Consider the following 26,693-nt stretch of genomic DNA (forward strand, 5'->3'; position numbering starts at 1 on the left):
ACCCACTCTCCAGCCGGGCAGCCTGATGTCTACCATTGTTGATACTTTTATTGCCCCACCGTGCCGCGAAGAGATAGAGATCCTTTATCAGGACGAGCACCTGCTACTTATCAACAAGCCCGCAGGGCTGCTGAGCCTCTCCGGGAAAAACCCACAAAATCTCGACTCAGTGCATTATCGACTGGTGAAGTTATTCCCCGGCTGCACTTTGGTTCACCGGCTTGATTTCGGGACTTCCGGGCTGATGGTGGTTGCGCTCAATAAGGCTATTAATGCCGCGCTGTGCCAGCAGTTCAGCCAGCGTTCGGTGAATAAAGTGTACAGCGCGCTGCTCTGCGGGCATCTGAATGATGACGAAGGGGTAATAGATGGGGCGATTGCCAAAGACCCGGCGCTGTTTCCGCTGATGTCGATTTGCGCTATCAATGGCAAGCCTGCGCGTTCCCGCTATCGGGTTGTTGAGCGGTTTTCTCGAGAGTCAGGGGAGGGAACCTTATTGCCGTTGACGCGGGTACAGCTCACGCCGGAGACCGGGCGAACTCATCAGCTCCGCATTCACTGCCAGCAACTGGGCCACCCGATATTAGGCTGCGACCTGTACGGCGGTCTTTTGCAGCCCGGCACGGAACACACGCCACGGCTAATGCTGCACGCCAGCGAACTTCATTTTGTGCATCCCGTTAGCGGGGAAGAGATCAAAGCTCGTCACGCCAGCCCGTTCTGAAGACGGCAGCATCAAGTGCCGTCGCCAGATAATAGGCGGCGCTACGGAAATAGCCTCAGGGGAGGCTACTCGTTGCCCCACTGGTTCAGGAATTCTGCAATCTCATCGATGCGCTGCTCGTCGATACCGGCTTCAGCCGCCATCTCTTTCTGCGCTTCTTCGCTGATTTCCTCGTTGTTCATCAGGCGGGTAATCAGCAACTGGAAATAGTGCGCCAGGCGATCGCGTTCTTCCTCGCTAACCGGTTTTGCGGTTTCGGTCGAATACTCATCCGCGATGTCATAGAATTTCAGCGGTACTTCATTATTCATAAGTCGTCTCTAAGTTAATGTCCGGGGCTGCTGCTAAGTCATTGAAGGCCGGTAAAACCCGCTTACCACATCAAATCGTCAGGCACGACAAAGTCAGCGTACGGGTCGTCTTCGTCTTTTGCATCCTGGGTGAGTTCGCTGCTTAATACGATAAAGCTGGCATCACGCTGTTTGATTTTATCCGCGACAATGGCGGGAATAATTGCGTATTCGCCTTCAGGATTCTTGTCCGAAACCAGGCGAGCAATGGCCAGGCGGCCGTTGGTTAGCTGAGCCTGAGTTGTCTTATCGACGTAAACTTTTTTAATTAAGTTATTGTCCGTGAAGTTATAGCCAATATCGCCCCTCGAAATAACAATTCTGTTCATTTCAATCAGCTGTTTAATCTGAGCTTTATACTCTTTTGCGATAGCGGCCTGCTTCTGCTGCTCGCTCAGCTCTTTATCACGCTCAACCTGAGCCTGTTTATTGGCTTCAACGGCCTCTCTCGCCTCACGAGCCTGAACGCGTGATTTTTTAGCTGTTCTCTGCACCTTAGCCATCTTTTTACTGCTGACTAATCCAGCTTTAAGCATCTGCTCTTGTAGTGTGAGTTTTGTCATGATTTTCTTCAGGGCTGATTAAATAATTCCCGGGATTATACCCTTAACAGCCTTAACTGTGCCAGGTTACCTCCGCCTGCGTTTGAGACAAAGAGAACCCGCACCGTCGCCCTGCTCAACCCACAGGTTCTGCTCATCACATCTCAGGTAAATAGCCATACAGTTCACTCCGTGAACCCCTTCAGGCAAAAGAGGCGGGCTGTTTGCCCGCCAATAAAGGGATTAGTGCTTTTTACCTTCATCAAGCGTCTGGTTCAGGTAGATCTCAAAAAGATACTGAGTCAGAACCTGAGTCACCTGGGCGGTACTCTCGACAAACTCTCCGACGTTGAAGGCCTCTCCCTGATCGAGCGCATACTCTTCCGTTTCGCTCAGGTCGTACACCCGGTTGCCGGTAAACTCTAAGCCACCGAGCAGCCCATCTATATATTTGCGCAGCCGCCAAATAGCCTGGCCAGCAGCTTGTTCATCGAGCATGGACGGCGGGACAAGCAGATCGCTAAGGGAATTGACTGCGGTGATGGTGGGTGGGGATATGTGATTTTCCATAATCTTTGTTACCTTTGGTGTAAGTAAGGACTAATCGCCACCAAAAGACGCCAAGCTAATGGTGGTGAGCTGATCACAGATTGGCGTACCGGTCAAAGGTTAAACCCGGCGTTCCCCGAAGAGAACTCCACAATCAGCCCACCATTATTTGGGGGGACCGATCTCGACAATACTTACATCAAGTCGTGTATTATCGTCTTTAGTTGACCGAACGCCAATCCGGAACATCCAGTTTTGTGGATGTGAAGCAATTATCCTCCCCAAAAACTACTGGATCAATAACCATGTTTTGCTAGTTTCTTGAATTGCGAGGTGCCTCGGATAATCGTGAAATAAAGATGTAATTGAATACTATAATAAATTGATATGCATAATGATTTTTTCTTAGTCGTGTTTTTCGTGAATAATAATGCGCTTGTCAACAATGATGTTTATAAATGCATCTTTTTATTTATATGTTTCATCTATTTTAGATAATAGCATTGATATTTCAACACTCTGTTTTTTGAGAAATTCATCGCATTCATTTTTTTTAGATGAAAGATAATATTGCTTTGATGCATATTCAATGATCTCATCCTTTAAATTATCTATTATAATAAAAACAATGTCCCTTAGTTTTTTTATTTCTCTTATATTAAGGATGAACTCATCCTCTTCCTTGTCCTGATATCTCCCACCATGACCAATTAAATTTCTATTGGCTAAAAGATGTTTGTTGATATGCCCTTCCTTCGACTCAAACTCCGGTTTATAGTTAAGGCCTATGATGGATATAATGTTTTTGAATATCCTGGGGGATAGGTTGTGCTTTGTATCTATTACACATTTTTGTAAATCATTATCAACATCTATATCAAGCTTAAAGCGCATGTTATCTAGATTGCCCATTTTATTCATTATGGTCAACTCATTATGAAGGCTTAGAGACTCCGAATTTTCAATACATTGGAATATAATTGATTTTAGAGCCACCGCTTTGAAGTTTTCAGTTAATTCACCCACAGAGGATTTAAGCTCTGCTATGTATTTAAGATAAGTTTTACTGCTTTTTTTAACATATCCTTCCCAGTGGGCGTATAAAAGAAGTATTACTGATTTTAGCAATACTGGGTTGTCATTATTTTCTGCAATAAGAATCAATGATGATATCTCTTTTTTTCGCCAAGCCAAATCATCTTCTAAATATGTTTCTAACTGTGGTGTTTTCATCTTGAAAAATACTCATTTGAAAATGATATAATTCCTTTTATTCTTGATAACGCTTTAGTCCCTCTTTTTGAGTAATCTAAAAAGGCAGGCTCTTTATAAATATTAGCGATTAACTCTTCAAATTCCTTAGAGTCCATTTTCTCTAACTTATCAATGTTTTTTGCAACGCCTGGTGTTATTGCTTCAAAACTTGTACTATTAAACGCCCCTTCAAATTGATTTTTTTCTGTATTTAATTTCTTAAATGCATTGTCACCCATATGAGCATATAATAAGTCAAAAGTTCTTTTGAATATTGATATTTCATTGTCAATATCGAAGTTTTTATCAGAAATTAATTCTAATGTTTCGTTATCAATGAAATCACTTAGGAGAGCGTTCTGGATTTTGTATTTATCAAATGAAATGGAATTGTGTTTTAAGATAAAGTAACGAAGGATTAACTCCATAGGATATTCAATGTTTACTTTGTTATCTTTGAGAGATAATGATTTATCAAAAGATGGATGACTTTTAAGGTTGTTTATTTTTTTATAGAAATCATTATCAGTCATAATAATTAAACAATTTCTAATTTCTTGAGGTTCAAGGTGTGAACCACCGGTGTTAAGTCTTTGGAATAATTCATATTGAGCTTGAATGCTATTTTCAGTTAGAATTATATTTATATTTAACTTCGATCTTTTAATTAATCTTTTAATATCGTCGGTTAAATCATCCCAAGTCAAACCTTCTAAAGAAGGAAGCTTTTTTGTTGTAGTTAATTTTAACTTTTTTACATTGTCATATTGACCAAATTCGTTCTTTTCTTTAAGTACACCGGTGAGCTGAAGTATAGTTGATAAGCGTTGTAAACCATCAACAACACTCCAAGTTCCATCCTCTTTTTGAGCCACAAAAATAGGTGGTAAGGGTATTCCTAAAATTATAGACTCTATGAAACGTGATTTTTGATCATCTTTCCAACGAAATAGTCGTTGGTAAGCTGGGGCTAATTCAATATCTTTTTCATAATATAAATTTATTATTTCACCTATTGACATGCTTAGGCTATCTGTTTTTATTTCATTACGGCCATTTGATATTTCAGTATTAAGTTGTTCTATGATGTTCATACAATTATCCCGAGATTAATTTAGTTTTGATATAATGAGTTCATCATTTAAAATATTGTCTAATTGTTCCTGAGTAATATCTAAGGTTTGCATTTTTGCTCCCATTCTTTTCAATGATTCAATTGAAGGGAAAGGTAAATGACGGATATCTGTTGCATTTACCTGAGTATTTCCACCAAATAGTCTATAGTAATCATCTAAGACACTGCTGTTAAGATATACATATAATCCTTTGGCTATTAATTCATCAATCCCAGTTTTGTCGTAATGAATAATATTTAATTTGTTATCAAAGCCAATTAACTCTCCAGGCAATGAGCCATCATAGTAAGTTGCAACCAATCTACGTTTTTCTTCTTTTGGAGAAAATCTGCGTAATATTATATAACTCCCATTATTTTTCCACAGACTATTGATTGACGATTTTGATATTTTTATTGCATTAGGTTTTTTGGCCTTTAAAGGCCAGTGTATTGTTTTCTTTAGATGTGTTGAATATATTAAAGCACATGAATCATCACAAGTCTCATTTGTTAAATCGTCTTTTACTCTAAAGTCGACAACTGCACCTGTACTAATTTTTAAACCTAAACTAAGCAAATTTTCTTTGAAGAAAGATATTTTTTTAATTGCATTTTGCTCTTTCTCATTTGCCGCTATTTTAATAAAGCTCTCTCTGTCACATGAGTCAACAATATTATGAAAATCAGTTTCATAAACTGTCATGTCTTTTGTCTTATACTGATTGTGATTAATATCAAAATAAAAATCAGAAGTTTGACTTGAACTGATTTTTATTTTGCTTTGAGTTTGTCCTTTGACTAAATGAATAATAATGTTTTCCTGAAGTATTTTCTCTCCAGAAAAAATATCTTTCCTGTCATTAAATATATGAATTTGTTTTATGCAGGTATTTTCGATGAGATATTTTCTAAATTCTCTATGGTATACACCATTGCAAAAGGAACGGGGGATAATAGCAACTAGCTCACCGTTAACTTTTAGTTTTTTAAGGGATAAAAGAATGAATGCTGAATATAAATTAGTTGATTTTATACCCATATCAACTAAAGCCTTCCAATGAAGACTCTTGGAATTTATCTTTTTATACGGAGGGTTTATTATTACATGTGAGTAATGGTTGTCATTTTCTAATGCATCGAGAATGAAATCACTGTTCTTGTGATAATGATTAAATTTAATATTTTTATCGTCGCAAATGCTGTGGCATATTTTTATACTTTCAGATAAGTATGGGGCGATTTTATTTTCAATGTCGATGGTAGTTGATTCTATTTTATTTATTGAACCTGATTCAACACACTTACTAATAAATGCTAGTGTGAGTGAACCTGAGCCTGAGCCTGGTTCAAGAATGGATACATTAGTATTAAAATTTTCAAATAATGAGGACATGAACAGGCATACGCTTGCAGGTGTATAATATTGGCCTAGAGTGCTTTTCAAATTAATATCCAATGCAGAGCTTGCTGCGATTCTGATTGTATCTATCTGTTCTTTAAGCACTTTTTTCTCTGGTTTCATGAGGGTAGGTTTTCAAATATTTGAATAGTAACACTTTTGATTCATAAATTCATCGATTTATGCACATGGAAAAATGAAAGTCACTTGGGGAATATCTTTTAAATCATAATGATAAAACAATCTCTTCCACCAGATATTGCTTGAGAAGTTGAATTGTGGAAACGGTTTGCGTCAGCTGGATTGAACTGGAATTATTTAGATAGATATCCATCCATCCATCCATCAATGAATGTAAATTAATACTGAAAGGCTTATAAATTCCTAACCTTTTGAATGTATAAAATTTATCTAAAAGTATAGTCAACTTCAAATGGCGTTCCCTGCAGGAATCGAACCTGCAACTAGCCCTTAGGAGGGGCTCGTTATATCCATTTAACTAAGGGAACGCAGCGGGCGTAGTATACCCGCTTTTGTCGCCAGGTTAAGGGGTTACAGTGCTGTTTGCCTGATTCCTGTACAATTTACCCGCCATACTTCGAGCCGCAACACTTTTATCTTTCCGATTCCTGCTTCCGCTTAGCCTCGGCTTTCTTCTTATTGCTCATATCGTTGCGGATCTGAGCGTGGCTAATGAGCGCGAAGATAAAGGTGCCGCCGCAGATATTGCCTGCCAGAGTCGGCAGGGCGAACGGCCAGAAGAACTCGCTCCAGTGCAGCGTGCCGTTGAACACCAGGTAGAGGATTTCTACCGAGCCAACCACGATGTGGGTTAAATCGCCCAGGGCTACCAGCCACGTCATCAACACGATGACGAAGATTTTTGCCGAGCCTGCGGCGGGGAACATCCACACCATAGTGGCGATAATCCAGCCCGAGATAATGGCGTTGGCGAACATCTCGCCCGGCGGGTTTTCCATCACTTTCATGCCGATATCATCGAACGCCTGGCGGGTGGCTTCGTCAAAGATTGGCATGTATTCAAAAGCCAGCGCCGCCAGCGCGGTGCCGACGATGTTGCCGAGCAGCACAATGCCCCACAGCCGCATCAGCAGCCAGAAATTACTGGCCGTTGGGTGCTGCATTACCGGCAGCACGGCGGTAACGGTGTTTTCGGTAAACAGCTGCTGGCGCGCCATAATCACGATAATAAAGCCGAACGTGTAGCCGAGGTTTTCCAGCAAAAAGCTGCCCGGCACGCCGACCAGGTTAACGTGAAAAATGCCCTTAGCCAGAAATGAAGCGCCGATGGAAAGCCCCGCCGCTACGGCGGACCAGAACAGCGCCATGCCGTCCCGCTCCAGCTCTTTCTGCCCGTCGTGGCGAATATGCTCGTGGATAGCCATCGCGCCGGAGGGCAGGCGGTCTTCATCCAGCTCAATTTGTTTCCCGCTGGTGTTCTCTTCGCTGTCCACTTCCAGCTCGTCGGTTTTACTTAGCTTGTCGTTTGCAATCTTGTCCATTGGGCGGTTCCGCGTCAGAAAACGGTCTTTTAAGCGTAGCGGTTTTTGCCTCCTGCTCGTGATTAATGGGAAAAATCGTCCCTGCTTTGATCTGAGTAACAGGAATAACTCTAATGGAGTAGGCCGTAGCGCGGGCGCGGACTGAAGAAAATGGGGCAATATGATATGCTTGGCGCCACCTGAGACAAGGAGCGCCTCCCGATGTTAGAAGCCCGACAACTGACCTGCCAGCGTGATGAACGCACGCTGTTCAATGCGCTGTCATTTCGCGTTGAGCCGGGCGAAATGGTGCAGGTGGCGGGCCAAAACGGCGCAGGAAAAACCACGCTTCTGCGTATTCTTGCCGGTCTGGCTCAGGCCGATGAGGGGGATGTATTCTGGCAGGCGCAGCCGCTGCGCCGCCAGCGGGATTTATTCCATAGTGACCTGCTGTGGATTGGCCACCAGCCTGGCATCAAAACCGTTCTCACGCCGTTTGAAAACCTTACCTTTTTCCATGCCGATGTTGCCGAAGCGCAGCGCTGGGACGCGCTGGAGCAAATTGGGCTGCTCGGGTTTGAAGATTTACCCGTTAACCAACTTTCCGCCGGGCAGCAGCGCCGCGCCGCGCTCGCTCGCCTGTGGCTCTCCACGGCAAAGCTGTGGCTTCTTGATGAACCCTTTACCGCGCTGGATGCGACCGGCATCGAAAAATTAACTCAGCGCCTGCGCCAGCATGCCGATGCGGGCGGAATGGTTGTTCTTACCAGCCATCAGCCGCTCGGCTGTGCGGTTCGCCAGATCCATTTGCAGGGCAGCGTCCAATGATGCGGCGTATTTTCTGGCGCGAGCTGCGGGTAGTGTTTCGTCGCGGGGCGGAAATCGCCAACCCGCTGTGGTTCTTCCTGATTGTCATTACTTTGTTCCCGCTGGGCATTGGCCCGGAACCTCAACTGCTGGCGCGTATTGCTCCGGGCATTATCTGGGTTGCGGCGCTGCTGGCCTCGCTGATGGCAATGGACAGGTTATTCCGGGACGACTTTCAGGACGGCTCGCTGGAACAGCTGATGCTGATGCCGGTGCCTTTACCGCTGGTGGTGCTGGCGAAAGTGACCGCTCACTGGGTAGTGACCGGGCTGCCGCTGTTATTGCTTTCGCCGCTGGCCGCGCTGCTGCTGGGGCTGGACTTTTACGGCTGGCAGGTGATGGCGGCCACTTTACTGCTGGGGACGCCAACCTTGAGCTTCCTTGGCGCGCCCGGAGTGGGGTTAACGGTCGGCCTGAAGCGGGGCGGCGTGCTGCTCAGCCTGCTGGTACTGCCGCTGACAATCCCGCTACTAATCTTTGCTACCGCCGCGATGGATGCCGCCTCGATGCATCTGCCGGTGGAGGGCTATATGGCTATTCTTGGCGCGTTACTGGCCGGGAGCGCCACGCTTAGCCCGTTTGCCACCGCAGCGGCACTGCGGGTAAGCGTGCAATAACTTTATTCTTTGTTTTGTGAGCAAAAACTATGTGGAAAACATTACATCAGCTTGCTAAACCTGAGCGGCTGTATCACTTCTGCGGCCGGCTTCTGCCGTGGCTGGCTGCCGCCAGCGCGATACTGCTGGTGGTGGGCTGCGTCTGGGGCTTCGGTATTGCTCCGGCGGACTATCAGCAGGGGCAGAGCTACCGGATTATGTACCTGCACGTGCCGGCGGCCATGTGGTCGATGGGCATTTACGCCAGCATGGCGATTGCCGCTTTTATCGGCCTGGTGTGGCAGATAAAAACCGCCGATCTCGCGGTTATGGCAATGGCACCGGTGGGTGCGGCATTTACTTTTATCGCGCTGGTAACCGGCTCTGCCTGGGGCAAGCCGATGTGGGGAACCTGGTGGATCTGGGATGCACGGCTCACCTCCGAGCTGGTGCTGCTGTTCCTGTATGTGGGCGCGATTGCGCTTTACAGCGTCTTCGATGACCGCCGTCAGGCGGGGCGTGCCGCAGGTATCCTGGTGCTGGTGGGCGTGGTGAACCTGCCGATTATTCATTTCTCCGTGGAGTGGTGGAACACGCTGCATCAAGGCTCCACCAATATGCAGCAATCCATCGACCCTTCAATGCGCACGCCGCTGCGCTGGACTATTTTTGGCTTCCTGGCGCTGTTTATTACCCTGACGCTAATGCGCATGCGCAACCTGCTGCTGTTGCAGGAGAGCCGTCGTCCGTGGGTGTTAGCGCTTGCTAACGGCAAAGGAGCAAAATCATGACGTGGGCGTTTACTCACTGGAGCGAATTCTTCGCGATGGGCGGCTACGCCTTTTACGTCTGGCTGGCGGTGGCCTTCACGCTGCTGCCTCTGCTGGGGCTGTTTTTCCACAGCCGCTATCAGCACCGCGCCATTCTGCGGGCGGTGGCTCGCCAGCAGGCAAGAGAGCAGCGGGTCAATGCCGCACGTCAGCGTCAGGAGAGTGCATAAGTGAATCCTCGTCGTAAAAACCGGCTCTATCTGGCCGTGGCGGTGCTGGCCGGGCTGGGGCTGACTATCACCCTTGTGCTGTACGCCCTGCGCAGCAATATCGATCTGTTTTATACCCCCGGCGAAATTATCTATGGCAAAGCCGAAAGCCAATTAATGCCGGAAACCGGGCAGCGTCTGCGAATCGGCGGCATGGTAATGCCGGGAAGCGTAAAGCGGGACAGCAAAAGCCTGAAGGTAAGCTTTAAGCTGTACGACGCGCGCGGCGTGGTGGATGTCACCTATGAAGGCATCCTGCCGGATCTGTTCCGCGAGGGGCAGGGCGTGGTAGCCCAGGGCGTAATGGAAGGCGCGACGCTAATCCATGCCAAAGAAGTGCTGGCGAAGCACGATGAAAACTACACCCCACCGGAGGTTAAAGCGGCAATGGAGCAGAATCATCAGCAGCCGCCGGAAGTGTATAAGGACAACGCCCCATGATGCCGGAAATCGGAAATGTTCTGCTTTGCCTGGCGCTTGGCTGGTCGCTGCTGCTGGGCGTTTACCCGCTGTGGGGCGTGGCTCGCGGCGATAAGCGGCTGATGGCCTCCGGCAGGCCGTTTAGCTGGGCGCTGTTTATCACTTTATGCGCTTCGTTCCTGATTCTGGTGAACGCTTTTGTGGTCAACGACTTCAGCGTGTTGTACGTCGCCAACAATTCCAATACCGAACTGCCGGTATGGTATCGAGTGGCGGCTACCTGGGGCGCGCACGAAGGTTCATTGATGTTGTGGGTGCTGATGATGAGCGGCTGGACGTTTGCCGTTTCGCTTACGGCCCGGCGCATGCCCCAGGAGGACCATGCCCGCGTGCTGGCGGTAATGGGCATGATCAATTTTGGCTTCCTGCTGTTTATTATTTTCACCTCCAACCCGTTTATCCGCACGCTGCCGGACTACCCGCTTGAAGGGCGGGATCTTAACCCGCTGCTCCAGGACATCGGGCTTATCCTGCACCCGCCGCTGCTGTATATGGGCTATGTCGGCTTCTCGGTGGCGTTTGCTTTTGCTATCGCCGCGCTGCTGGGCGGCAGGCTGGATAGCGCCTGGGCACGCTGGACCCGCCCGTGGACGCTGGCGGCCTGGGCTTTCCTGACCGTCGGTATTGTGCTCGGCTCGGCGTGGGCCTATTACGAACTGGGCTGGGGCGGCTGGTGGTTCTGGGACCCGGTAGAAAATGCCTCCTTTATGCCGTGGCTGGCGGGGACGGCGCTTATCCACTCGCTCTCCGTCACCGAAAAACGCGGCAGCTTTAAGGCCTGGACGGTGCTGCTGGCGATTAGCGCCTTCTCGCTGTGCCTGCTTGGCACGTTCCTGGTTCGTTCCGGCGTGCTGGTATCGGTGCACTCCTTTGCCTCCGATCCGGCGCGCGGCATGTTTATCCTCGCCTTCCTGGTGATAGTCATCGGCGGTTCGCTGCTGCTGTACGCGGTGAAGGGCAGCAAGGTTCGCTCCCGCGTCAGCAACGATCTCTGGTCGCGTGAATCCTTCCTGCTCGGCAACAACGTGCTGCTGATTGCCGCCATGCTGGTCGTGCTGTTAGGGACTCTGCTGCCGCTGGTACATAAGCAGCTCGGGCTGGGCAGTATTTCCATCGGCGAGCCGTTCTTCAATACCATGTTTACCGCGCTGATGGCGCCGTTTGCCCTGATGCTGGGGATTGGGCCGCTGGTTCGCTGGCGGCGCGACGAGCCGGGCAAGCTGCGTAAGCATCTGCTGCTGGCGGTGGTGATGACTCTTGCATTGTCGCTGCTGTTACCCTGGCTGATGCAGGACCGCATCGAAGCGATGACGGTTGTCGGCCTGCTGATGGCCGTCTGGGTGTTTGTGCTGGCGCTGGTGGAGGTTTATCAGCGGGCGACGCATCGCCACGGTTTGTGGGATGGGTTACGCAAAATTCCGGCCAGCCACTGGGGCATGGTCTCCGCACATCTTGGCCTGGCTGTGACCGTAGTCGGCATCGCTTTTAGCCAGAGCTACAGCGTAGAGCGTGATGTACGCATGAAGTCCGGGGACAGCATCAACATTCACCAGTATCACTTTGTGTTCCGCGAAGTGCGCGAGATAACCGGCCCTAATTATCGCGGCGGTGTTGGCGTTATCGACGTAACGCGTGAGGGTAAATCGGAAGCCACGCTGCACGCCGAGAAACGCTTCTATAACAGCAGCCGGGCGATGATGACCGAGGCCGCCATAGACGGCGGTTTTACCCGCGACCTGTACGCCGCGCTGGGGGAAGAGCTGGAGGACGGAAGCTGGGCGGTGCGCCTCTACTATAAGCCGTTCGTACGCTGGATCTGGGCCGGCGGGCTGCTGATGGCGCTTGGCGGTGTGTTCTGCCTGTTCGACCCTCGCTACCGTAGCCGTAAATTTAAGCCGGAGGCCGCAGCATGAAGCGCCGTTATCTTTATATTCCGCTGGCGCTTTTCCTGGTGCTGGCCGGGCTGCTGCTCTGGCAGCTAGCGCGTAACGCACAGGGCGAAGCGCCGACCGATCTAGAATCCGCGCTGATTGGCAAACCTGTGCCGGTGTTCCGCCTTGAATCTCTCGAGCAGCCCGGCAAAGTCTGGGGCAGTGAAGTGCTGGCGGACGGCAAGCCGCTGCTGCTTAACGTCTGGGCGACCTGGTGCCCAACCTGCCGTGCCGAGCATAAATTCCTCAACGGGCTTTCCGCCCGGGGCATCCGCGTGGTGGGCATGAATTATAAAGACGACCGTAACAAGGCCATTGGCTGGCTGCGCGATCTCGGCAATCCGTACATGCTGAGCCTGTTTGACGGCAACGGCATGCTGGGGCTGGATCTGGGCGTCTACGGCGCGCCGGAAACGTTCCTGATCGACGGTAAAGGGATCATTCGTTACCGCCACGCGGGCGATCTTAACGATCGTGTCTGGCGGGAGGAGTTGAAGCCGCTGTGGGATAAATACAGCCAGGAGGCAGGCTCATGATGCGCACATTGCTCTTTTTCATTGCCGTGTCATTTAGCTGCCATGCGGCTGCCGCCATCGACACTTATACCTTTAAAGATGAGGTGCAGGAGCAGCAGTTCCGCCAGCTTACCGAGCAGCTGCGCTGCCCGAAGTGCCAGAACAACAGCATCGCCGACTCCAACTCGATGATTGCCTCTGACATGAAGCTCAAGGTCTACGAGCTGATGCAGCAGGGCAAAAGCAGCCAGCAAATCATCGATTATATGGTTGAGCGCTACGGCCACTTTGTGACCTATGAGCCGCCTTTAACCCCGGCAACCCTCGTGCTGTGGGCGCTTCCCGCGCTGTTTGTTTTCGGCGGTATCGGGGTGATTGTGCTGCGAAGTCGCCGTCGGCAAAAGATTTCACTCGCGGGTGACGATGAAGCTCATCCGGGCCAACAGGCCGGCGGGAAAATCTCGCTGTGGGTGTTTTTACCCGGAGCGCTGGCGCTGGTGGCGGTAAGCGCTGGCAGTTATCTGAAAACCTCCGGGCTGGGCCAGGTCAGAGCCTGGCAGCAGGCGACCGCCGAGACGCCTGCGTTGTTAAAACGTGTTCTGGACCAGCAGGCAGCGCCCCTGACTATGGAAGAGATGGCGCGACTTGGGTTAGGATTACGCACGCGATTACAGCTCCAGCCTGATAATCTTGAGGGCTGGATGATGCTTGGGCGCATCGGCATGGTGTTAAATAACGCAACTACGGCCACACAAGCCTTTGCTCGTGCTTATAAACTTGCGCCCGCAAACGCCGAAGCAAAGCTGGGCTATGCTGAAGTATTGACCCGCTCCGCCGACGCGCATGACAACCAGCTGGGTGGTCTCCTGCTCCGCGAAATGCTAAAAGATGACCACACGAATATTCGCGTGCTCAGCCTGCTGGCGTTCAATGCTTTTGAGCGCCAGAGCTACCGTGAAGCGGTTGGGGCGTGGCAAACAATGCTGAAAATTTTACCGGCGGGCGATCGGCGTCGCGCCGTGATTGAGCGCAGCATCGAGCAGGCGGGGGCCCAAAGCGAAACGGGCACCACTGAAAGCGCAGACAAACAATAATAGGGAGACGCTAATGAATTTCCGCCTGACAGGGCTTGCCCTGGCGACCACGGTTTTAGTGGGGTGCGCCAGCTCCGGCAGCCAGCAGCCTCAGGGGCGTTCGGACCCGCTTGAAGGGTTCAACCGTTCAATGTTCAACTTTAACTACAACGTGTTGGACCCGTATGTGCTGCGCCCGGTGGCCGTTGCATGGCGAGATTACGTGCCGGTTCCGGCGCGTAACGGCCTGAGCAACTTCACCAGCAACCTTGAAGAACCTGCGACGATGGTGAACTACTTCGTACAGGGCGACCCGTACCAGGGGATGGTGCACTTTACGCGCTTCTTCCTTAATACCCTGCTGGGGATGGGCGGCTTTATTGACGTCGCCGGTATGGCGAACCCCAAATTGCAGCGTGTTGAACCGCACCGCTTCGGCAGTACGCTCGGCCACTACGGCGCGGGCTATGGCCCTTATGTGATGCTGCCGGGTTACGGAAGCTTTACCGTGCGTGAAGACGGCGGCGACTTCGCCGATACGCTTTACCCGGTGCTCTCCTGGCTGACCTGGCCGATGTCTATCGGTAAATGGACGGTGGAAGGTATCGAAACCCGCGCCCAGTTGCTGGACTCCGACGGCCTGCTGCGCCAGTCTTCCGACCCGTACATTACGGTGCGAGAAGCTTACTTCCAGCGCCACGATTTCCTGGCGAACGGCGGCCAGCTTAAGCCGGAAGCCAACCCGAACGCGGCGGCAATTCAGGACGACCTGAAAGACATCGACTCCCAGTAAGCGGGGTGATGGTTAAGAGAAAGCGAGCACCGGTTGCTCGCTTTTTTATTGTCATCAGAATGACATAAATTGACACATCTTTACCCATCAGCATTTTGTGTTGGTATGTTATAAGGTAACAACCTGAAAATGCTGCACAACTCTTGTGCACCTTATTCCTTTTAAGACCATGTCGCCTTCCCAGTTACCTGAAGCTGAATTGCTGCCGCCTGCGCTTCCCGCGCGCTATTCGCTGGCGTCCGGGCAAGCCCGACTCCTTGCGCGGGTCGTGTTCGTGCTGGCTATTCCGCTGTTTATGATGCTTATGCTGGCGCTGACCATCAGCCTGCTGGAACCCGCCTCGCGCTGGGTTCCTCTGCTGTGCAGCAACGCCGCCGCGCTATTGTTGCTGGTTATTTCGCTGCATGCGGCCCAGCGTATTTGCCTGTGGCGCAGCGCAAAATTTTCGCCGCCGCCCGTGCCACAACAAACCCCGGAAGCGGAGCCGCCGCCGGGAGCCTTAGCCCGCTGGTTTACCGCCTCCGTGCCGCTGAACTTCCGCCGCATCGAAAACTTTTTCAAGGCCGAGGGGATCTGGTCCGGCTCGCTTGCCGCGCTGACGATTTATATCGCGCTGTGCGGCTGGAGCAGCAGCTACGTTCCTCTTGCGGCCGATAATAACCGCTGGATAGCCGTTGGCTGCCTGGCTGCGGCTATCTTCACCGCGCTGGTTGCCGAGCGGCACCTCAGCGCTATAGCAAAAGAGGCTTCGCCGGAGGCCGGGCAGATTGCGCCGGTACTGCGCCTGGTCATGGCGGTACAACTCCTGACGTTGCCCGCGTTTATCTGGCCGCAGCTCAACAGCTCGCTGGTGATAAACCTGCCCGCGCTGCTGGTTGGCCTGGTGGCGCTCGAGTTTATGCTGCGGGGTCTGTTTTCCCTGTTTGCACCGCCGGGGGATGGTTCCGCCGAACCAAAGCTTATTCCCAAAAGCCAGCTTGCTGCACAGCTTAGCTGGCCGCCGCGCCCGCTGCGTTTTTTGCAGCAGGAACTTCACCAGCGCTTCGGCATCGACCTGCGTCAGGTGTGGGCGTTTACCGTTTTACGGCGCGCCTTTTTCCCGATGCTGGCGCTGATGCTGCTCTGTGGCTGGCTGCTGACCGGGCTACAGCAAATCTCCGCTACCCAGCGCGGGGTCTATGAACGCTTTGGCCGGTCGGTCGCAGTGCTGGAACCGGGCCTGCACGTCGGCATGCCGTGGCCGTTTGGCCGGGTGCTGCTGACCGAAAATGGTCAGGTGCACGAGCTGGCAGCCGGGGAAGACCCTGCGACTCAGAAAGCCTCTCCGCTGGTGGACGCCGAAGGGCCGGCTCCGGCCAGCGCAGACCGCCTGTGGGATGCGACCCACAATTTCGATAAGGCGCAGATAATCGCCAGCCAGAGCGGTGACCAGCAAAGCCTGCAAATCGTTAACAGCGACGTGCGCTTTATGTGGCGCATCGGCCTGACGGATAAAGCCGCTCTGGCGGCAACCTACCGCTCGGCCAATCTTGCCGAACTGGTGCGCAGCACCGCCAATCAGGTGCTGGTGCATCAGTTTTCTTCGCTCACGCTTGACGATGTGCTGAGCGAGCGTCGTGACGATTTAGCCGCGCAGATAAATCGCGCCGTCCAGCAGCAGCTTGATAGCCTGGGCAGCGGCGTCGAAATTCTTTCCACGGTTGTTGAAGCTATTCATCCACCGGCGGGCGCGGCGGACGCGTTCCACGGCGTACAGGCCGCGCAAATTGCCGCCCAGTCGCTGATCCTCCGGGAGCAGGGCAGTGCCGCAGAAAAAGCCGCGCTTGCCGCAACCAACGCCGCCGTGCGCCAGGATACGGCGAAAATTAACGCCACTGAGGCGCTCAGCCTTGCCAGGGCGACAGCGGTGCGCTTTGCCGCCGAGAAAAATGCTTATCAGCAGGCCGGGCAGGTCTTTATCGACGAGCTGTGGTTTAAACAACTCCAGCTCACGCTTAGCGGCCGCCCGCTGCTGGTTATCGACCAGCGGATCGGCGCAGGTTCGTCGCCAACGCTCGACCTTCGTGAATTTCCTTCCCTGAATGACGCAGCCCGGCGCGATGCGCCAGTAAAACCCGCACAGGAGCCTTCCCGGTGAGCCACTCACATTCTCATGGACATCATCATTCTCACGGTAGTGGCTGCGGCCATAACCACTCTTCCGCCCCGGAAGGCGGCAAAAAAGGGATGGGGAAACGCATTGCCGCCGCCGCGTTGCTGGTGCTTATTCTGCTCACCGCTGCCAGCCTGGTGCAGGTACGCTCCGGCGAGTCACTGGTGATTACCCGCTTCGGCAAGCCGGTGCGCGTGCTGCTTGAGCCGGGGCTTGCCTGGCGCTTGCCTGCACCTTTTGAAACCGCCACGGTGGTTGATTTGCGCCTGCGTACCACCTCGAGCGGCCTGCAGGACGTAGGCACGCGAGACGGGCTGCGGATAATCGTCCAGTCTTATGCGGTTTGGGAGGTGGATAATACCCCCGAGCACGTTCAGCGCTTTATGCGTGCGGTGCAAAACCAGCCTGATGAAGCCGCCCGCCAGATCCGTACCTACCTCGGTTCGGCGCTGGAAACCACGGCCAGCGGTTTTACCCTCTCGCAGCTGGTTAATACCGACGGCAAGCAGGTCCAGCTGGCGGCGTTTGAATCGCACTTGCAGCAGCAAATCAGCCAGCCGCTGCTGCAAAGCTACGGCATCCGGCTGGTGCAGATGGGTACAGAGCGCCTGACATTACCCGCGGTAACGCTGAATGCCACCGTCGACCGGATGCGCGCCGAGCGTGAAACTATTGCTATAGAAAGAACGGCGGAAGGGAAGCGTGCTGCGGCTGAGATCCGTTCTGCTGCCGATCGCGATGCACGTGTTACCGAAGCCGAGGCCTCGGTGAAGGCTGCGGATATTGAGGCTCAGGCTCAGGTACAAACGGCGGCTATTTACGGCAAGGCTTATGAAAGCGCGCCGCAGCTTTATAGCCTGCTGCGCCAGATTGACGCCCTCAGCGGCATGGTGAATGCACAAACCCGGCTGGTTCTGCGCACCGATGCGAAACCGTTCAGCCTGCTGGTAGAAGGCCCACAGCTGGATAAAGCGGCGGACAAGAAGCCATGACGGAACGGCAAAAACTCCCGCCGAACGGGCCATGGACGCAGTCGATCCGGCTGGCGTTTATCGCGATATTTGTTTTGACGTTGTTCGCCGCCGCGGCATGGCTGTTTTCCAACGTGCGTGAAATTCCCCCTGGAAGCAGGGCGGTGGTGCTGCGTTTCGGTGCCGAACAGCGGGTGGCCGAGCCGGGCCTGCTGCTGGCCTGGCCTTCGCCGATTAACGACGTGGTGATGGTTCCGGGGGCCGACCGGGTGATTGAGCATCGGGTTACCGCGCTGCTGCGCTCATCGGACGCGCAAAGCCTCGATATTAACGGCGGCCCGGCCAGCGATGCGATTGCCGGTTCCGGCTTCTTGCTGACCGGAGATGCGGGCGTGGTGCAGTTGGATATCAGCGTGTTTTACCGGGTCAGAACGCCGATGGCGTATGTGCTCCAGGGGAAACACGTTCTGCCGCTGCTCGACAGGCTGGTAGAGCGCGCGGCGGTTGCCGTTTGTGCCTCACGCGATCTGGACACCATTCTGGTCGCTCGCCCGGAAATGCCCGGTAATGATATGAACGTTGCCCAACAGCGCGAACAATTGCGCAGCGACGTGCAGCATAATATTGAGCAAAATCTGCTGCGCCTTCAGCAGTCCGGTAGTGATGCAGGTATCACGCTTGAACGGGTCACGGTTCAGTCGGCGCTGCCGGTTGCCACGGTTGCCGCCTTCAATGCGGTTTTGACCGCCAGCCAGCAGGCCTCTAAAGCTATCGCCACCGCTCAGAGCGACGCCTCGCTCACCCGGCAGAAAGCCGTGCAACAGGCGGATCAGCTCCGGCAGACCGCCCAGGCTAAGGCTCAGGAAAGCGTGGCAAAAGCGCAGTCGGATACCGCGACAATTACCCATCTGGCTAATAACCGTGACGATCCGGATTTAATGGGCAGGATTTATCGTCAGCGGATCGCTGAGATCCTGTCTAAAGCGGGATCGGTGGTCACCGTGTCGCCGCAGGATGATGCCCACCTGATCCTGCAGGGCGTTGAGCAAAAGGATAATTCCACACCATGAGCACCTCATCTGCACAGCCGGGCGGCGCGCTGACGCGCCAGGAGCAGCGGCATATTACCCGCCAGTTATTGCTGGCACTGATAGCCAGCGGGGCGCTGATCCTCGGGCTCCTCTGGCGCTGGCTGGCCCCGGAGCAGGTTGCGGTGGCCGATTTGCTGCTGGGAGCCGCATCGCTGGTGGTTGCCGTGCCGGTGCTGCGCCACGCCTGGCACAGCCTGCGTTACCCCAGCCTGCACGGCCTGACCGACCAGCTTATTGCCCTGGCTTTGCTCGGGGCGTGGGCAACCGGCGACCTGCTCACCGCCGCGCTGCTGCCGCTGATTATGATTGTTGGCCATATTCTTGAAGAGCGCAGCGTGATTGGTTCTCAGGAGGCTATAGAAGCGCTGAGCAAGCTGACCCGAAGCCGGGCGCGGCGCGTTGATGGCAAAGGCAATCTGCACGATATCGACAACCACGATTTACAGCCCGGCGACGTAGTAGAAGTCCGGGCCGGAGACCATATTCCCGCGGACGGGCTGGTGCTGGAGGGCAAAGCCAGCTTGGATACCGCTCCGATTACCGGCGAGTCGGTGCCGCAGGAGGTTGAACCGGGCAGCGAAGTGTACGGCGGGGCCATTAACCTTGACGGGCTGCTGCGCGTGCGGGTAACGCGTACCGGTGAAACCTCCACGCTCGGAAGAGTCATTGCCCTGATGCAAAGCGCCGAGCAGGCAAGCCCGCCGATTACCCGGCTGCTGGAGCGACATGCTGCCCGTTATTTACTGCTGGTTTTGATGATTGCCGCCAGCACCTGGTTTCTGACCCAGGATGCTCAGGCGATGCTGGCCGTGCTGGTCGCCGCCTGCCCGTGCGCTTTGGTGCTTTCCGCCCCGGCTTCTTCTATTGCAGGGTTAACGGTGGCCGCCCGCCACGGCATTCTAATCCGTGGCGCGGCATTCCTTGAGGAGCTGGCGGAAGTTAACGCCGTGGTGGTCGATAAGACCGGCACCCTGACCCATGGCAAACTACAGCTGGAGGCGCTGGCTCCGGCAGACGGCGTGACTCAGCAGCAGCTGAAGGCGCTTGCCGCCAGCCTGGGCGCAACCAGCAACCACCCGGTAAGCCGTGCCCTGAGCGACATCGCCCCGCGTGAAGAGTGGCTGCCGCTGGAAAACGTGCGTGAGCTTCAGGGGTTGGGCATCTCTGCCGCAACGCCGCAGGGCGAAGCCGTGCTCGGCAGGCCAGAACTGTTGACAACGAGCGTGGCAGACCTGCCGGAAGTGCCGGAACACGATGGGCCGGTAGTTGGCCTGGCGCTGGAAGGCCGTTTTCTTGGCTGGCTGCTGCTGGCCGATAGCCTGCGCGGTGAGGCCGCAACGGCAATGGCCGAGCTGCGGGAGCTTGGCCTGAACCGGCAACTGCTGCTGACCGGCGACCGTCAGTCCGTTGCAGGCCGCATCGCCCACAGCGTGGGGATAACGGATGTGATTGCCGGGGCGCTGCCTGCGGACAAGCTCAACCAGGTGAAACAGCAAATTGATAGCGGTTACCGGCCAATGGTTATCGGCGACGGCATCAACGATTCGCTGGCGCTCAAGGCAGGAGTGGTCGGCGTGGCGATGGGAGCGGGCGGGTCAGACATTGCTATGTCATCGGCGGATATCGTGCTCATCGGCAGTGATTTACGTCGGCTCGGCACCTGCGTTCGTTTAAGCCGCCGCTGCCGCCGCACTTTGCAGGTAAACGTGTTTATCGGGCTGGGCTGGACGCTGGCTATTGTGGCAATGGCCGCTTTCGGCTGGCTGGGGGCATCGGGCGCGGTGGTTGCCGCGCTTCTGCATAATCTCAGCACGCTGCTGGTACTGGGTAACGCGGGAAGGTTATTGCGGTTTGAAGAGAAGTTGAGCGAGCAGGTATAAAAAAACCGCCTTCATGATGAAGGCGGTTTTGTTTGCAGGGCGGTAACTTAGAACGCGTAGTTGAAGTTAGCGCCGTACAGCCAGGCTTTACCTTCAGATTTGAAGGTGTATGGGCCTTCTTCGATAGTCACTTTCTGGCCGTGCATGTAGGAAACGCCCACATCCACGGATGCGTCTTTGTTAAACGCATAAGTCGTACCGGCGCTCAGCCACAGACGGTCCTGGTCCGGGATGGAGATGGAACGTTTGTCGGCCGGAACCGGGCTGTCATCGAAGGCGATACCGGTGCGGAAGGTCCAGTTATCGTCCATATAGTAGGTGGTGCCCAGCGCGATGCGGTAAGCATCTTTGAAACCTTCGTCTTTCAAGAACAGCGTCTGACCGTTGCTGCCGGTTGCTTTCAACTGCTGGAACTGGCTCCAACTGGTGTAGGTCAGGCTGTAGTGAACGGCCCATTTCGGCGCCACTTTATTGTAACCAGACAGCTCCCACATTTCCGGCAGGTGCAGGCTCAAAGAACCCGGTACGGTTGCTCCGCCGGTGCCCGCAGGGATATGGTTGGCAGCAAGGGCGCCAGCAACCAGAGGTGGCAGCGCGCTTGAAGGCGGCAGGCTGCTCTTATAGTCGCCGTCGAAGTCCACTTTCACTTCTGAGCGATAGGTGAAGCCGTAGCGGTTGTCTTTATCAATTTCATAAAGGATACCGGCGTTCCAGCCGAAGCCCCATTCATCGCCCTTCAGATGAGCAATCTGAGTATCTGCCGGAATAGAGCCGACCAGTCCTTTATATTGAGCAGGAAGCTTGCTTGCCAGAAGTTGAGGCAAGTCACCTGCGTAACGCTCAATCTTCGCTTTAGCGTATACCGCGTCGAAACCGAGGCCGAAGCTCCAGTTACTGTTCAGGCGGTAAGCGCCGCTCAGGTTCAGGTTGAGGGTGGTCAGGTCGGTAGTACCGCCCATTGAACCAGCCGCGTAGTTGTCGTTGTATTCTGTTGCCAGGCCGTAGTTAGAGGTGACGGAAGCACCCCAGCCGAACTGGTCGTTAATCGGTGCAACAAAGTGCAGGTTCGGTACCCATGCGGTCGGCGCGATGTTTTTTGCATCAGTGCTTTTACCGGATGGTGAAGTGCCGGAGATATTCACGTCCGGGTCAACGAAGATGGCGCCAGCGGAGAAAGACGGGCGGTCAAACATCATAATTGTTGCAGGGTTGCGGCTTGCTGAACCCGCATTATCCGCCACTGCACCTTCCCCCGAATACGCTCGGCCAAGGCCAGAGGAAGAGAACTCGTTTAATTGAAAGCCGGCTGCGTAAGCCTGGGAAGAGACTATTGCCACTGCAACCGCGAGGGCTGACTTTGTAAACAGGTTTTTCTGGCTCATGACCAAAACCTCATTGATTTATTTTTATGCAAACATTGTTACGTACCGTAACAGGAGCGCGAATAGTAGGGACTGATCGGGTACAGAGAAATCAGACCAGTGGCGAGAGTATAGGTCTGACCAGAGAGGATGTTGCAAGTTTGTTTCTAAAGTTTTTCAAGTTTGATCTTAAAAACGAGATCTGGTTGGCAAAACCGCGGGGAACTTCCCCCCTGATGGGGGATGTAATTTGTTTTAGATCATTTTTAAGTGTGATTTCCGTCACTTGTAGACTTTGTGAGAATTATCAACTGGAGCAGAGACAACCGCGGGCGTAAAATAACGACAATTATTTTAACTATTCTCCATTTTAAGCTGCACTACAGAGGAAAGCGTGATGAGTAAAAATACCGCCGATGAAACCCCAGTTTGCTGCTGCATTGATGTCGGTTCCATTATCGACAACACCGATTGCATCGCTACCTACAGCCGCGTATTCGCTGACAAAAAGCAGGCTGACGAAGTGCTGGCGGCGTTAACCGCCAAAGCCCGCGAAGTGGAATCGGAACCTTGCCAGATCACCCCGCGTTATATCGAAGTGGCGGACGGCGTGCAGCTGGATATCGACTTCGTGTTCAGCTGCCAGGCTGAAACTATGATCTTCCAGCTCGGCCTGCGTTAATCCTTCCTTCTGCGCCCTCGATTTTCGAGGGCGTTCTCTTACGTTGTGTAATAATTCGTGTCGCCTCTCCCAATTTTTTAGCCAGCCAGTTGGCTGGATGTGAATTTTTAGTTAAGACTGTGATCAGGTCAGACCACTTTTTTGTCTGTATTCACTTTTTTTAGCAGGGGAGCGTTATGAGTCAGGCACTGCCGTTGATTACCCGCCAGGGCGATCGTATTGCCATTGTTAGCGGTTTACGTACGCCGTTTGCCCGCCAGGCCACGGCTTTTCACGGCATACCCGCCGTCGATCTCGGCAATATGGTGGTCAGCGAGTTGATGGCCCGCAGCGAAATCCCGCCGGAAGTCATTGAGCAACTGGTATTTGGCCAGGTTGTTCAGATGCCCGAAGCCCCGAACATTGCCCGTGAAATCGTCCTCGGAACGGGGATGAGCGTGCATACCGACGCCTACAGCGTTAGCCGCGCCTGCGCGACCAGCTTCCAGGCAGTGGCAAACGTGGCTGAAAGCCTGATGGCCGGAACCATTCGCGCCGGGATTGCCGGAGGCGCAGACTCCTCATCCGTGCTGCCTATCGGGGTGAGTAAAAAGCTGGGCCGTACTTTAGTGGATGCCAATAAAGCGCGTACCCTCGGCCAGCGCCTGAAACTATTTTCCAAATTACGCCCGCGTGACCTGCTCCCGGTTCCTCCGGCTGTTGCCGAGTATTCAACCGGCCTGCGAATGGGCGATACCGCCGAGCAGATGGCGAAAACCCACGGCATTACCCGCGAACAACAGGACGCGCTGGCTCACCGTTCCCACGAACGTGCCGCTCAGGCCTGGCAGGAAGGTAAGCTCTCCGAAGAGGTGATGACCGCGTTTATTCCGCCTTATCGTCAGCCGTTTGCCGAAGATAATAATGTGCGTAAAGGCTCGAGCCTCGCCGATTATGCGAAGTTGCGCCCGGCCTTTGACCGCAAGCACGGCACGGTAACCGCAGCAAACAGTACACCGCTTACCGACGGTGCGGCGGCAGTCATCCTGATGACTGAATCCCGCGCAAAAGAGCTCGGCCTTAAACCGCTGGGCTACCTGCGCAGCTACGCTTTTACCGCTATTGATGTCTGGCAGGACATGCTGCTTGGCCCTGCGTGGGCTACGCCGCTGGCGCTGGAGCGCGCCGGGATCACGCTAAACGATCTCACCTTGTTTGATATGCATGAAGCCTTTGCCGCTCAGACGCTGGCTAATTTGAAAATGCTTTCCAGCGAAAACTTTGCCCGCAACGTGCTTGGGCGCGCCCACGCCACGGGCGAGGTGGACGATGCCAAATTCAACGTGCTGGGCGGGTCTATTGCCTATGGTCATCCGTTTGCTGCCACCGGGGCGCGAATGATCACTCAAACTCTGCACGAGCTGCGCCGTCGCGGCGGCGGCTTTGGCCTGGTTACCGCCTGTGCGGCGGGCGGGCTGGGGGCAGCTATGGTTCTGGAGGCCGAATAATGGAGCACAAAGGCGCATTCGATTTACACATTCGGCTGGATAACGTTGCGGTTGTCACTATCGACGTTCCCGGCGAGAAAATGAATACCCTGAAGGCCGAGTTTGGCTCTCAGGTGCACGGTATAATCAAAAAACTGCGCGACAATCCGAGCGTGCAGGGCCTGGTGTTTATCTCCGGCAAGCCGGATAACTTTATCGCCGGGGCGGATATCAACATGATAGCCGGCTGCAAAACCGCTCAGGAAGCGCAGGAACTGGCGCGTCAGGGGCAGCAAATTATGGCGGAAATTGCCGCGCTGCCGATCCCGGTCATCGCCGCTATTCACGGAGCCTGCCTTGGCGGCGGGCTGGAGATGGCGCTGGCCTGCCATTCGCGTATCTGTACTGATTCACCGAAAACCCAGCTCGGGTTGCCGGAAGTGCAGCTCGGCCTGCTGCCGGGTTCCGGAGGAACCCAGCGTCTGCCGCGCCTGATTGGCGTCAGCAATGCGCTGGATATGATCCTGACCGGCAAACAGCTGCGCCCGCGCCAGGCGCTGAAGCTGGGGCTGGTGGATGATGTGGTGCCGGAATCTATTCTGCTGGAAACCGCGGTTGAGCTGGCGCTTAAAGGGCGTAAACCTTCCCGTGAGCTGCCGGTGAAAGAGCGTATTCTTGCCGGTCCTCTCGGCCGTTCGCTGCTGTTCAGCCTCGTCAGTAAAAAGACGGAGGAAAAGACTCAGGGCAACTATCCGGCGACCAGCCGCATTATTGATGTCATCCGCATCGGGCTGGAGCAGGGGAGTAAAAGCGGCTACGAGGCGGAGGCGAAAGCTTTCGGCATACTCGCTATGTCACCGGAATCTGCCGCGCTGCGGGGCTTGTTCTTCGCCAGTACCGAATTGAAAAAAGAGTACGGCGGCGAAGCTAAACCTCGGTCGCTGAACGCCGTGGGCGTGCTGGGCGGCGGGATGATGGGCGGCGGTATCGCCTATGTGACCGCCACTAAAGGCAAGCTGCCTGTGCGCATCAAAGACATTAACAATGAAGGCATCAACCACGCGCTGAAGTACAGCTGGGATCTGCTGGATAAAAAGATGCGCCGCCGCCATATGAAACCCGCGGAGCGGCAGCGTGAGCTGGCTCGTATCTCCGGCGGAACTGACTACCACGGCTTCCATCAGCGCGATATCGTCGTTGAGGCGGTGTTTGAAGACCTGGCTCTGAAGCAGAAAATGGTAGCCGAAGTGGAGCAAAATGCTGCCCCGCATACCATTTTTGCCTCGAATACCTCGTCGCTGCCGATAGCGGATATTGCGGCGCAGGCCGCCCGCCCGCAGCAGGTCATCGGCCTGCATTACTTCAGCCCGGTAGATAAAATGCCGCTGGTGGAAGTTATCCCGCACGCCGGAACCAGCGCGGAAACGATTTCCACAACCGTTCAACTGGCCAAAAAACAGGGCAAAACGCCGATTGTGGTCGGCGACAGCGCCGGGTTCTACGTTAACCGAATTCTTGCTCCCTACATCAATGAAGCAATGCGCTGCCTGGTGGAAGGCGAGCCGGTGGAACGCATCGACGAGGCGCTGGTTAAGTTTGGTTTCCCGGTCGGGCCGATTCAACTGCTGGACGAAGTGGGCATTGACGTTGGGACTAAAATTATTCCGATTTTGCACCAGGCCTTCGGCGAGCGCTTTGCCGCCCCGGGCAGCGTGGATGCGATTCTTAAGGACGACCGCAAAGGAAGAAAAAATGGTCGCGGTTTCTATCTTTATCCAGCGAAAGGGCGTAAAAGCAAGAAACAGGCCGACCCTGCGATTTATAAGCTCATCGGCGTGTCGCCACACGGACGCCAGGCACCGGAACAGATAGCCGAGCGCTGCGTGATGATGATGCTGAACGAAGCCGCCCGCTGCCTGGATGAAGGCGTAGTGCGAAGCGCAAGAGATGGCGACATCGGCGGCGTTTTCGGGATTGGTTTCCCGCCGTTCCTGGGCGGGCCGTTCAGGTATATGGACAGCCAGGGTGCGGCCGATATTGTGGCAAGATTACGGCGTCTGGCGGGGCAGTACGGGGAGCGTTTCGAACCCTGCGAAAGATTGATAATTATGGCGGAACAACACCTTAGTTTCTGGCCCGCGCTAAACCCGCAGGCGGCAACCGGGGTTGACGAAACGGCGCTCTGAAAACCGTCAAATGTACGCTGCAAGGTCATTTTGTAAACAGATATTGACTATACTTGCAGCATTGAGGTAAAAGACAGCGTTTCATTCGATGTACGGATAAGGCACAATGCCCGGCTGCCGGGAACCCCCACTTTTTTAGCGTGCGGGTTCTGGCGTTCCTGGTTAACAAAAGC

The 26,693-nt window shown here is 53.9% G+C and carries 25 protein-coding genes and 1 tRNA gene; 17 read left to right on the forward strand and 9 right to left on the reverse strand.

The window, feature by feature from the left end:
• Positions 1 to 25: 25 nt before the first annotated feature.
• Positions 26 to 724, forward strand: coding sequence for an RluA family pseudouridine synthase (locus tag ACG1VR_RS06450; RefSeq protein WP_395490494.1), 699 nt, complete (start codon positions 26 to 28; stop codon positions 722 to 724).
• A gap of 65 nt (positions 725 to 789) precedes the next feature.
• On the opposite strand, the gene ACG1VR_RS06455 is transcribed toward ACG1VR_RS06450, so the two are convergent.
• The 8 genes from ACG1VR_RS06455 to ACG1VR_RS06490 form a co-directional block, all read right to left on the reverse strand.
• Entirely contained in the window at positions 790 to 1,035 is a 246-nt protein-coding gene (locus tag ACG1VR_RS06455) for a YmjA family protein (protein WP_395490495.1), read from the reverse strand.
• A 62-nt stretch (positions 1,036 to 1,097) separates the two neighbouring features.
• On the reverse strand, positions 1,098 to 1,637 hold the full coding sequence (locus tag ACG1VR_RS06460; protein ID WP_016537521.1) for a DUF2058 domain-containing protein: 540 nt from the start codon (positions 1,635 to 1,637) through the stop codon (positions 1,098 to 1,100).
• A 222-nt stretch (positions 1,638 to 1,859) separates the two neighbouring features.
• Positions 1,860 to 2,186, reverse strand: coding sequence for a hypothetical protein (locus ACG1VR_RS06465; protein WP_395490496.1), 327 nt, complete (start codon positions 2,184 to 2,186; stop codon positions 1,860 to 1,862).
• Positions 2,187 to 2,633: 447 nt separating this feature from the next.
• Positions 2,634 to 3,398 carry an MAE_28990/MAE_18760 family HEPN-like nuclease gene (locus ACG1VR_RS06470; protein ID WP_395490497.1) on the reverse strand — a complete coding sequence of 255 codons (765 nt, stop codon included), beginning with the start codon at positions 3,396 to 3,398 and terminating at the stop codon, positions 2,634 to 2,636.
• Positions 3,395 to 4,513 (reverse strand): DUF262 domain-containing protein, encoded by a 1,119-nt coding sequence (locus ACG1VR_RS06475; RefSeq protein WP_395490498.1) that lies wholly within the window; start codon positions 4,511 to 4,513, stop codon positions 3,395 to 3,397. The genes ACG1VR_RS06470 and ACG1VR_RS06475 overlap by 4 nt, the downstream gene beginning before the upstream one ends.
• Before the next feature lie 15 nt (positions 4,514 to 4,528).
• Positions 4,529 to 6,058, reverse strand: a complete 1,530-nt coding sequence (locus tag ACG1VR_RS06480) for an Eco57I restriction-modification methylase domain-containing protein (RefSeq protein ID WP_395490499.1) — start codon at positions 6,056 to 6,058, stop codon at positions 4,529 to 4,531.
• A gap of 311 nt (positions 6,059 to 6,369) precedes the next feature.
• Positions 6,370 to 6,444, reverse strand: a tRNA-Arg gene (locus ACG1VR_RS06485).
• Positions 6,445 to 6,549: 105 nt separating this feature from the next.
• On the reverse strand, positions 6,550 to 7,458 hold the full coding sequence (locus tag ACG1VR_RS06490; protein ID WP_016537520.1) for a formate/nitrite transporter family protein: 909 nt from the start codon (positions 7,456 to 7,458) through the stop codon (positions 6,550 to 6,552).
• A gap of 201 nt (positions 7,459 to 7,659) precedes the next feature.
• Here ACG1VR_RS06490 and ccmA point away from each other — a divergent pair, with 201 nt between their 5' ends.
• The 13 genes from ccmA to ACG1VR_RS06555 all read left to right on the forward strand — a co-directional run bounded on the left by ccmA (position 7,660) and on the right by ACG1VR_RS06555 (position 20,825).
• A complete protein-coding gene (gene ccmA / locus ACG1VR_RS06495; protein ID WP_395490500.1) occupies positions 7,660 to 8,265 on the forward strand; it encodes a cytochrome c biogenesis heme-transporting ATPase CcmA in 606 nt (201 codons plus the stop codon).
• Positions 8,262 to 8,921, forward strand: a complete 660-nt coding sequence (ccmB, locus tag ACG1VR_RS06500) for a heme exporter protein CcmB (protein ID WP_172569341.1) — start codon at positions 8,262 to 8,264, stop codon at positions 8,919 to 8,921. Before ccmA ends, ccmB begins: the two co-directional genes overlap by 4 nt.
• Positions 8,922 to 8,950: 29 nt before the next feature.
• On the forward strand, positions 8,951 to 9,691 hold the full coding sequence (locus tag ACG1VR_RS06505) for a heme ABC transporter permease (protein WP_395490501.1): 741 nt from the start codon (positions 8,951 to 8,953) through the stop codon (positions 9,689 to 9,691).
• Positions 9,688 to 9,900: a heme exporter protein CcmD gene (gene ccmD / locus ACG1VR_RS06510; protein ID WP_172569343.1), complete on the forward strand. Its 213-nt coding sequence runs from the start codon at positions 9,688 to 9,690 to the stop codon at positions 9,898 to 9,900. Before ACG1VR_RS06505 ends, ccmD begins: the two co-directional genes overlap by 4 nt.
• Complete coding sequence (gene ccmE, locus ACG1VR_RS06515) at positions 9,901 to 10,380, forward strand: cytochrome c maturation protein CcmE (protein ID WP_395490502.1); 480 nt, start codon at positions 9,901 to 9,903, stop codon at positions 10,378 to 10,380.
• Complete coding sequence (locus ACG1VR_RS06520) at positions 10,377 to 12,332, forward strand: heme lyase CcmF/NrfE family subunit (RefSeq protein WP_395490503.1); 1,956 nt, start codon at positions 10,377 to 10,379, stop codon at positions 12,330 to 12,332. The genes ccmE and ACG1VR_RS06520 overlap by 4 nt, the downstream gene beginning before the upstream one ends.
• Entirely contained in the window at positions 12,329 to 12,886 is a 558-nt protein-coding gene (locus ACG1VR_RS06525) for a DsbE family thiol:disulfide interchange protein (protein WP_016537513.1), read from the forward strand. The genes ACG1VR_RS06520 and ACG1VR_RS06525 overlap by 4 nt, the downstream gene beginning before the upstream one ends.
• Positions 12,886 to 13,959: a cytochrome c-type biogenesis protein CcmH gene (locus tag ACG1VR_RS06530; protein WP_395491064.1), complete on the forward strand. Its 1,074-nt coding sequence runs from the start codon at positions 12,886 to 12,888 to the stop codon at positions 13,957 to 13,959. Before ACG1VR_RS06525 ends, ACG1VR_RS06530 begins: the two co-directional genes overlap by 1 nt.
• A 13-nt stretch (positions 13,960 to 13,972) precedes the next feature.
• Positions 13,973 to 14,731: a phospholipid-binding lipoprotein MlaA gene (gene mlaA, locus ACG1VR_RS06535; RefSeq protein ID WP_016537511.1), complete on the forward strand. Its 759-nt coding sequence runs from the start codon at positions 13,973 to 13,975 to the stop codon at positions 14,729 to 14,731.
• Positions 14,732 to 14,900: 169 nt separating this feature from the next.
• Positions 14,901 to 16,868, forward strand: coding sequence for a protease modulator HflK (gene hflK, locus ACG1VR_RS06540; RefSeq protein WP_395490504.1), 1,968 nt, complete (start codon positions 14,901 to 14,903; stop codon positions 16,866 to 16,868).
• Positions 16,865 to 17,875 carry a protease modulator HflC gene (gene hflC, locus ACG1VR_RS06545; protein ID WP_395490505.1) on the forward strand — a complete coding sequence of 337 codons (1,011 nt, stop codon included), beginning with the start codon at positions 16,865 to 16,867 and terminating at the stop codon, positions 17,873 to 17,875. The genes hflK (ACG1VR_RS06540) and hflC overlap by 4 nt, the downstream gene beginning before the upstream one ends.
• Positions 17,872 to 18,924 carry a protease modulator HflK gene (gene hflK / locus ACG1VR_RS06550; RefSeq protein ID WP_395490506.1) on the forward strand — a complete coding sequence of 351 codons (1,053 nt, stop codon included), beginning with the start codon at positions 17,872 to 17,874 and terminating at the stop codon, positions 18,922 to 18,924. Before hflC ends, hflK (ACG1VR_RS06550) begins: the two co-directional genes overlap by 4 nt.
• The gene (locus ACG1VR_RS06555) at positions 18,921 to 20,825 is read left to right on the forward strand and encodes a heavy metal translocating P-type ATPase (RefSeq protein WP_395490507.1); all 1,905 of its coding nucleotides are present in this window, start codon (positions 18,921 to 18,923) and stop codon (positions 20,823 to 20,825) included. The genes hflK (ACG1VR_RS06550) and ACG1VR_RS06555 overlap by 4 nt, the downstream gene beginning before the upstream one ends.
• Before the next feature lie 47 nt (positions 20,826 to 20,872).
• Here the strand turns inward: ACG1VR_RS06555 and fadL are convergent, their stop codons facing one another.
• Complete coding sequence (gene fadL, locus ACG1VR_RS06560) at positions 20,873 to 22,207, reverse strand: long-chain fatty acid transporter FadL (RefSeq protein WP_172569349.1); 1,335 nt, start codon at positions 22,205 to 22,207, stop codon at positions 20,873 to 20,875.
• A gap of 376 nt (positions 22,208 to 22,583) precedes the next feature.
• On the opposite strand from fadL, the gene ACG1VR_RS06565 reads away from it, so the two are divergent.
• The 3 genes from ACG1VR_RS06565 to fadJ all read left to right on the forward strand — a co-directional run bounded on the left by ACG1VR_RS06565 (position 22,584) and on the right by fadJ (position 26,520).
• On the forward strand, positions 22,584 to 22,868 hold the full coding sequence (locus ACG1VR_RS06565) for a YfcZ/YiiS family protein (protein ID WP_172569350.1): 285 nt from the start codon (positions 22,584 to 22,586) through the stop codon (positions 22,866 to 22,868).
• A gap of 176 nt (positions 22,869 to 23,044) precedes the next feature.
• Positions 23,045 to 24,355, forward strand: a complete 1,311-nt coding sequence (fadI, locus tag ACG1VR_RS06570; RefSeq protein WP_016537504.1) for an acetyl-CoA C-acyltransferase FadI — start codon at positions 23,045 to 23,047, stop codon at positions 24,353 to 24,355.
• Positions 24,355 to 26,520 (forward strand): fatty acid oxidation complex subunit alpha FadJ, encoded by a 2,166-nt coding sequence (gene fadJ / locus ACG1VR_RS06575; RefSeq protein ID WP_395490508.1) that lies wholly within the window; start codon positions 24,355 to 24,357, stop codon positions 26,518 to 26,520. The genes fadI and fadJ overlap by 1 nt, the downstream gene beginning before the upstream one ends.
• Positions 26,521 to 26,693 lie beyond the last annotated feature (173 nt).

Source organism: Cedecea davisae, from assembly GCF_044095835.1.
GTDB lineage: Bacteria > Pseudomonadota > Gammaproteobacteria > Enterobacterales > Enterobacteriaceae > Cedecea > Cedecea davisae.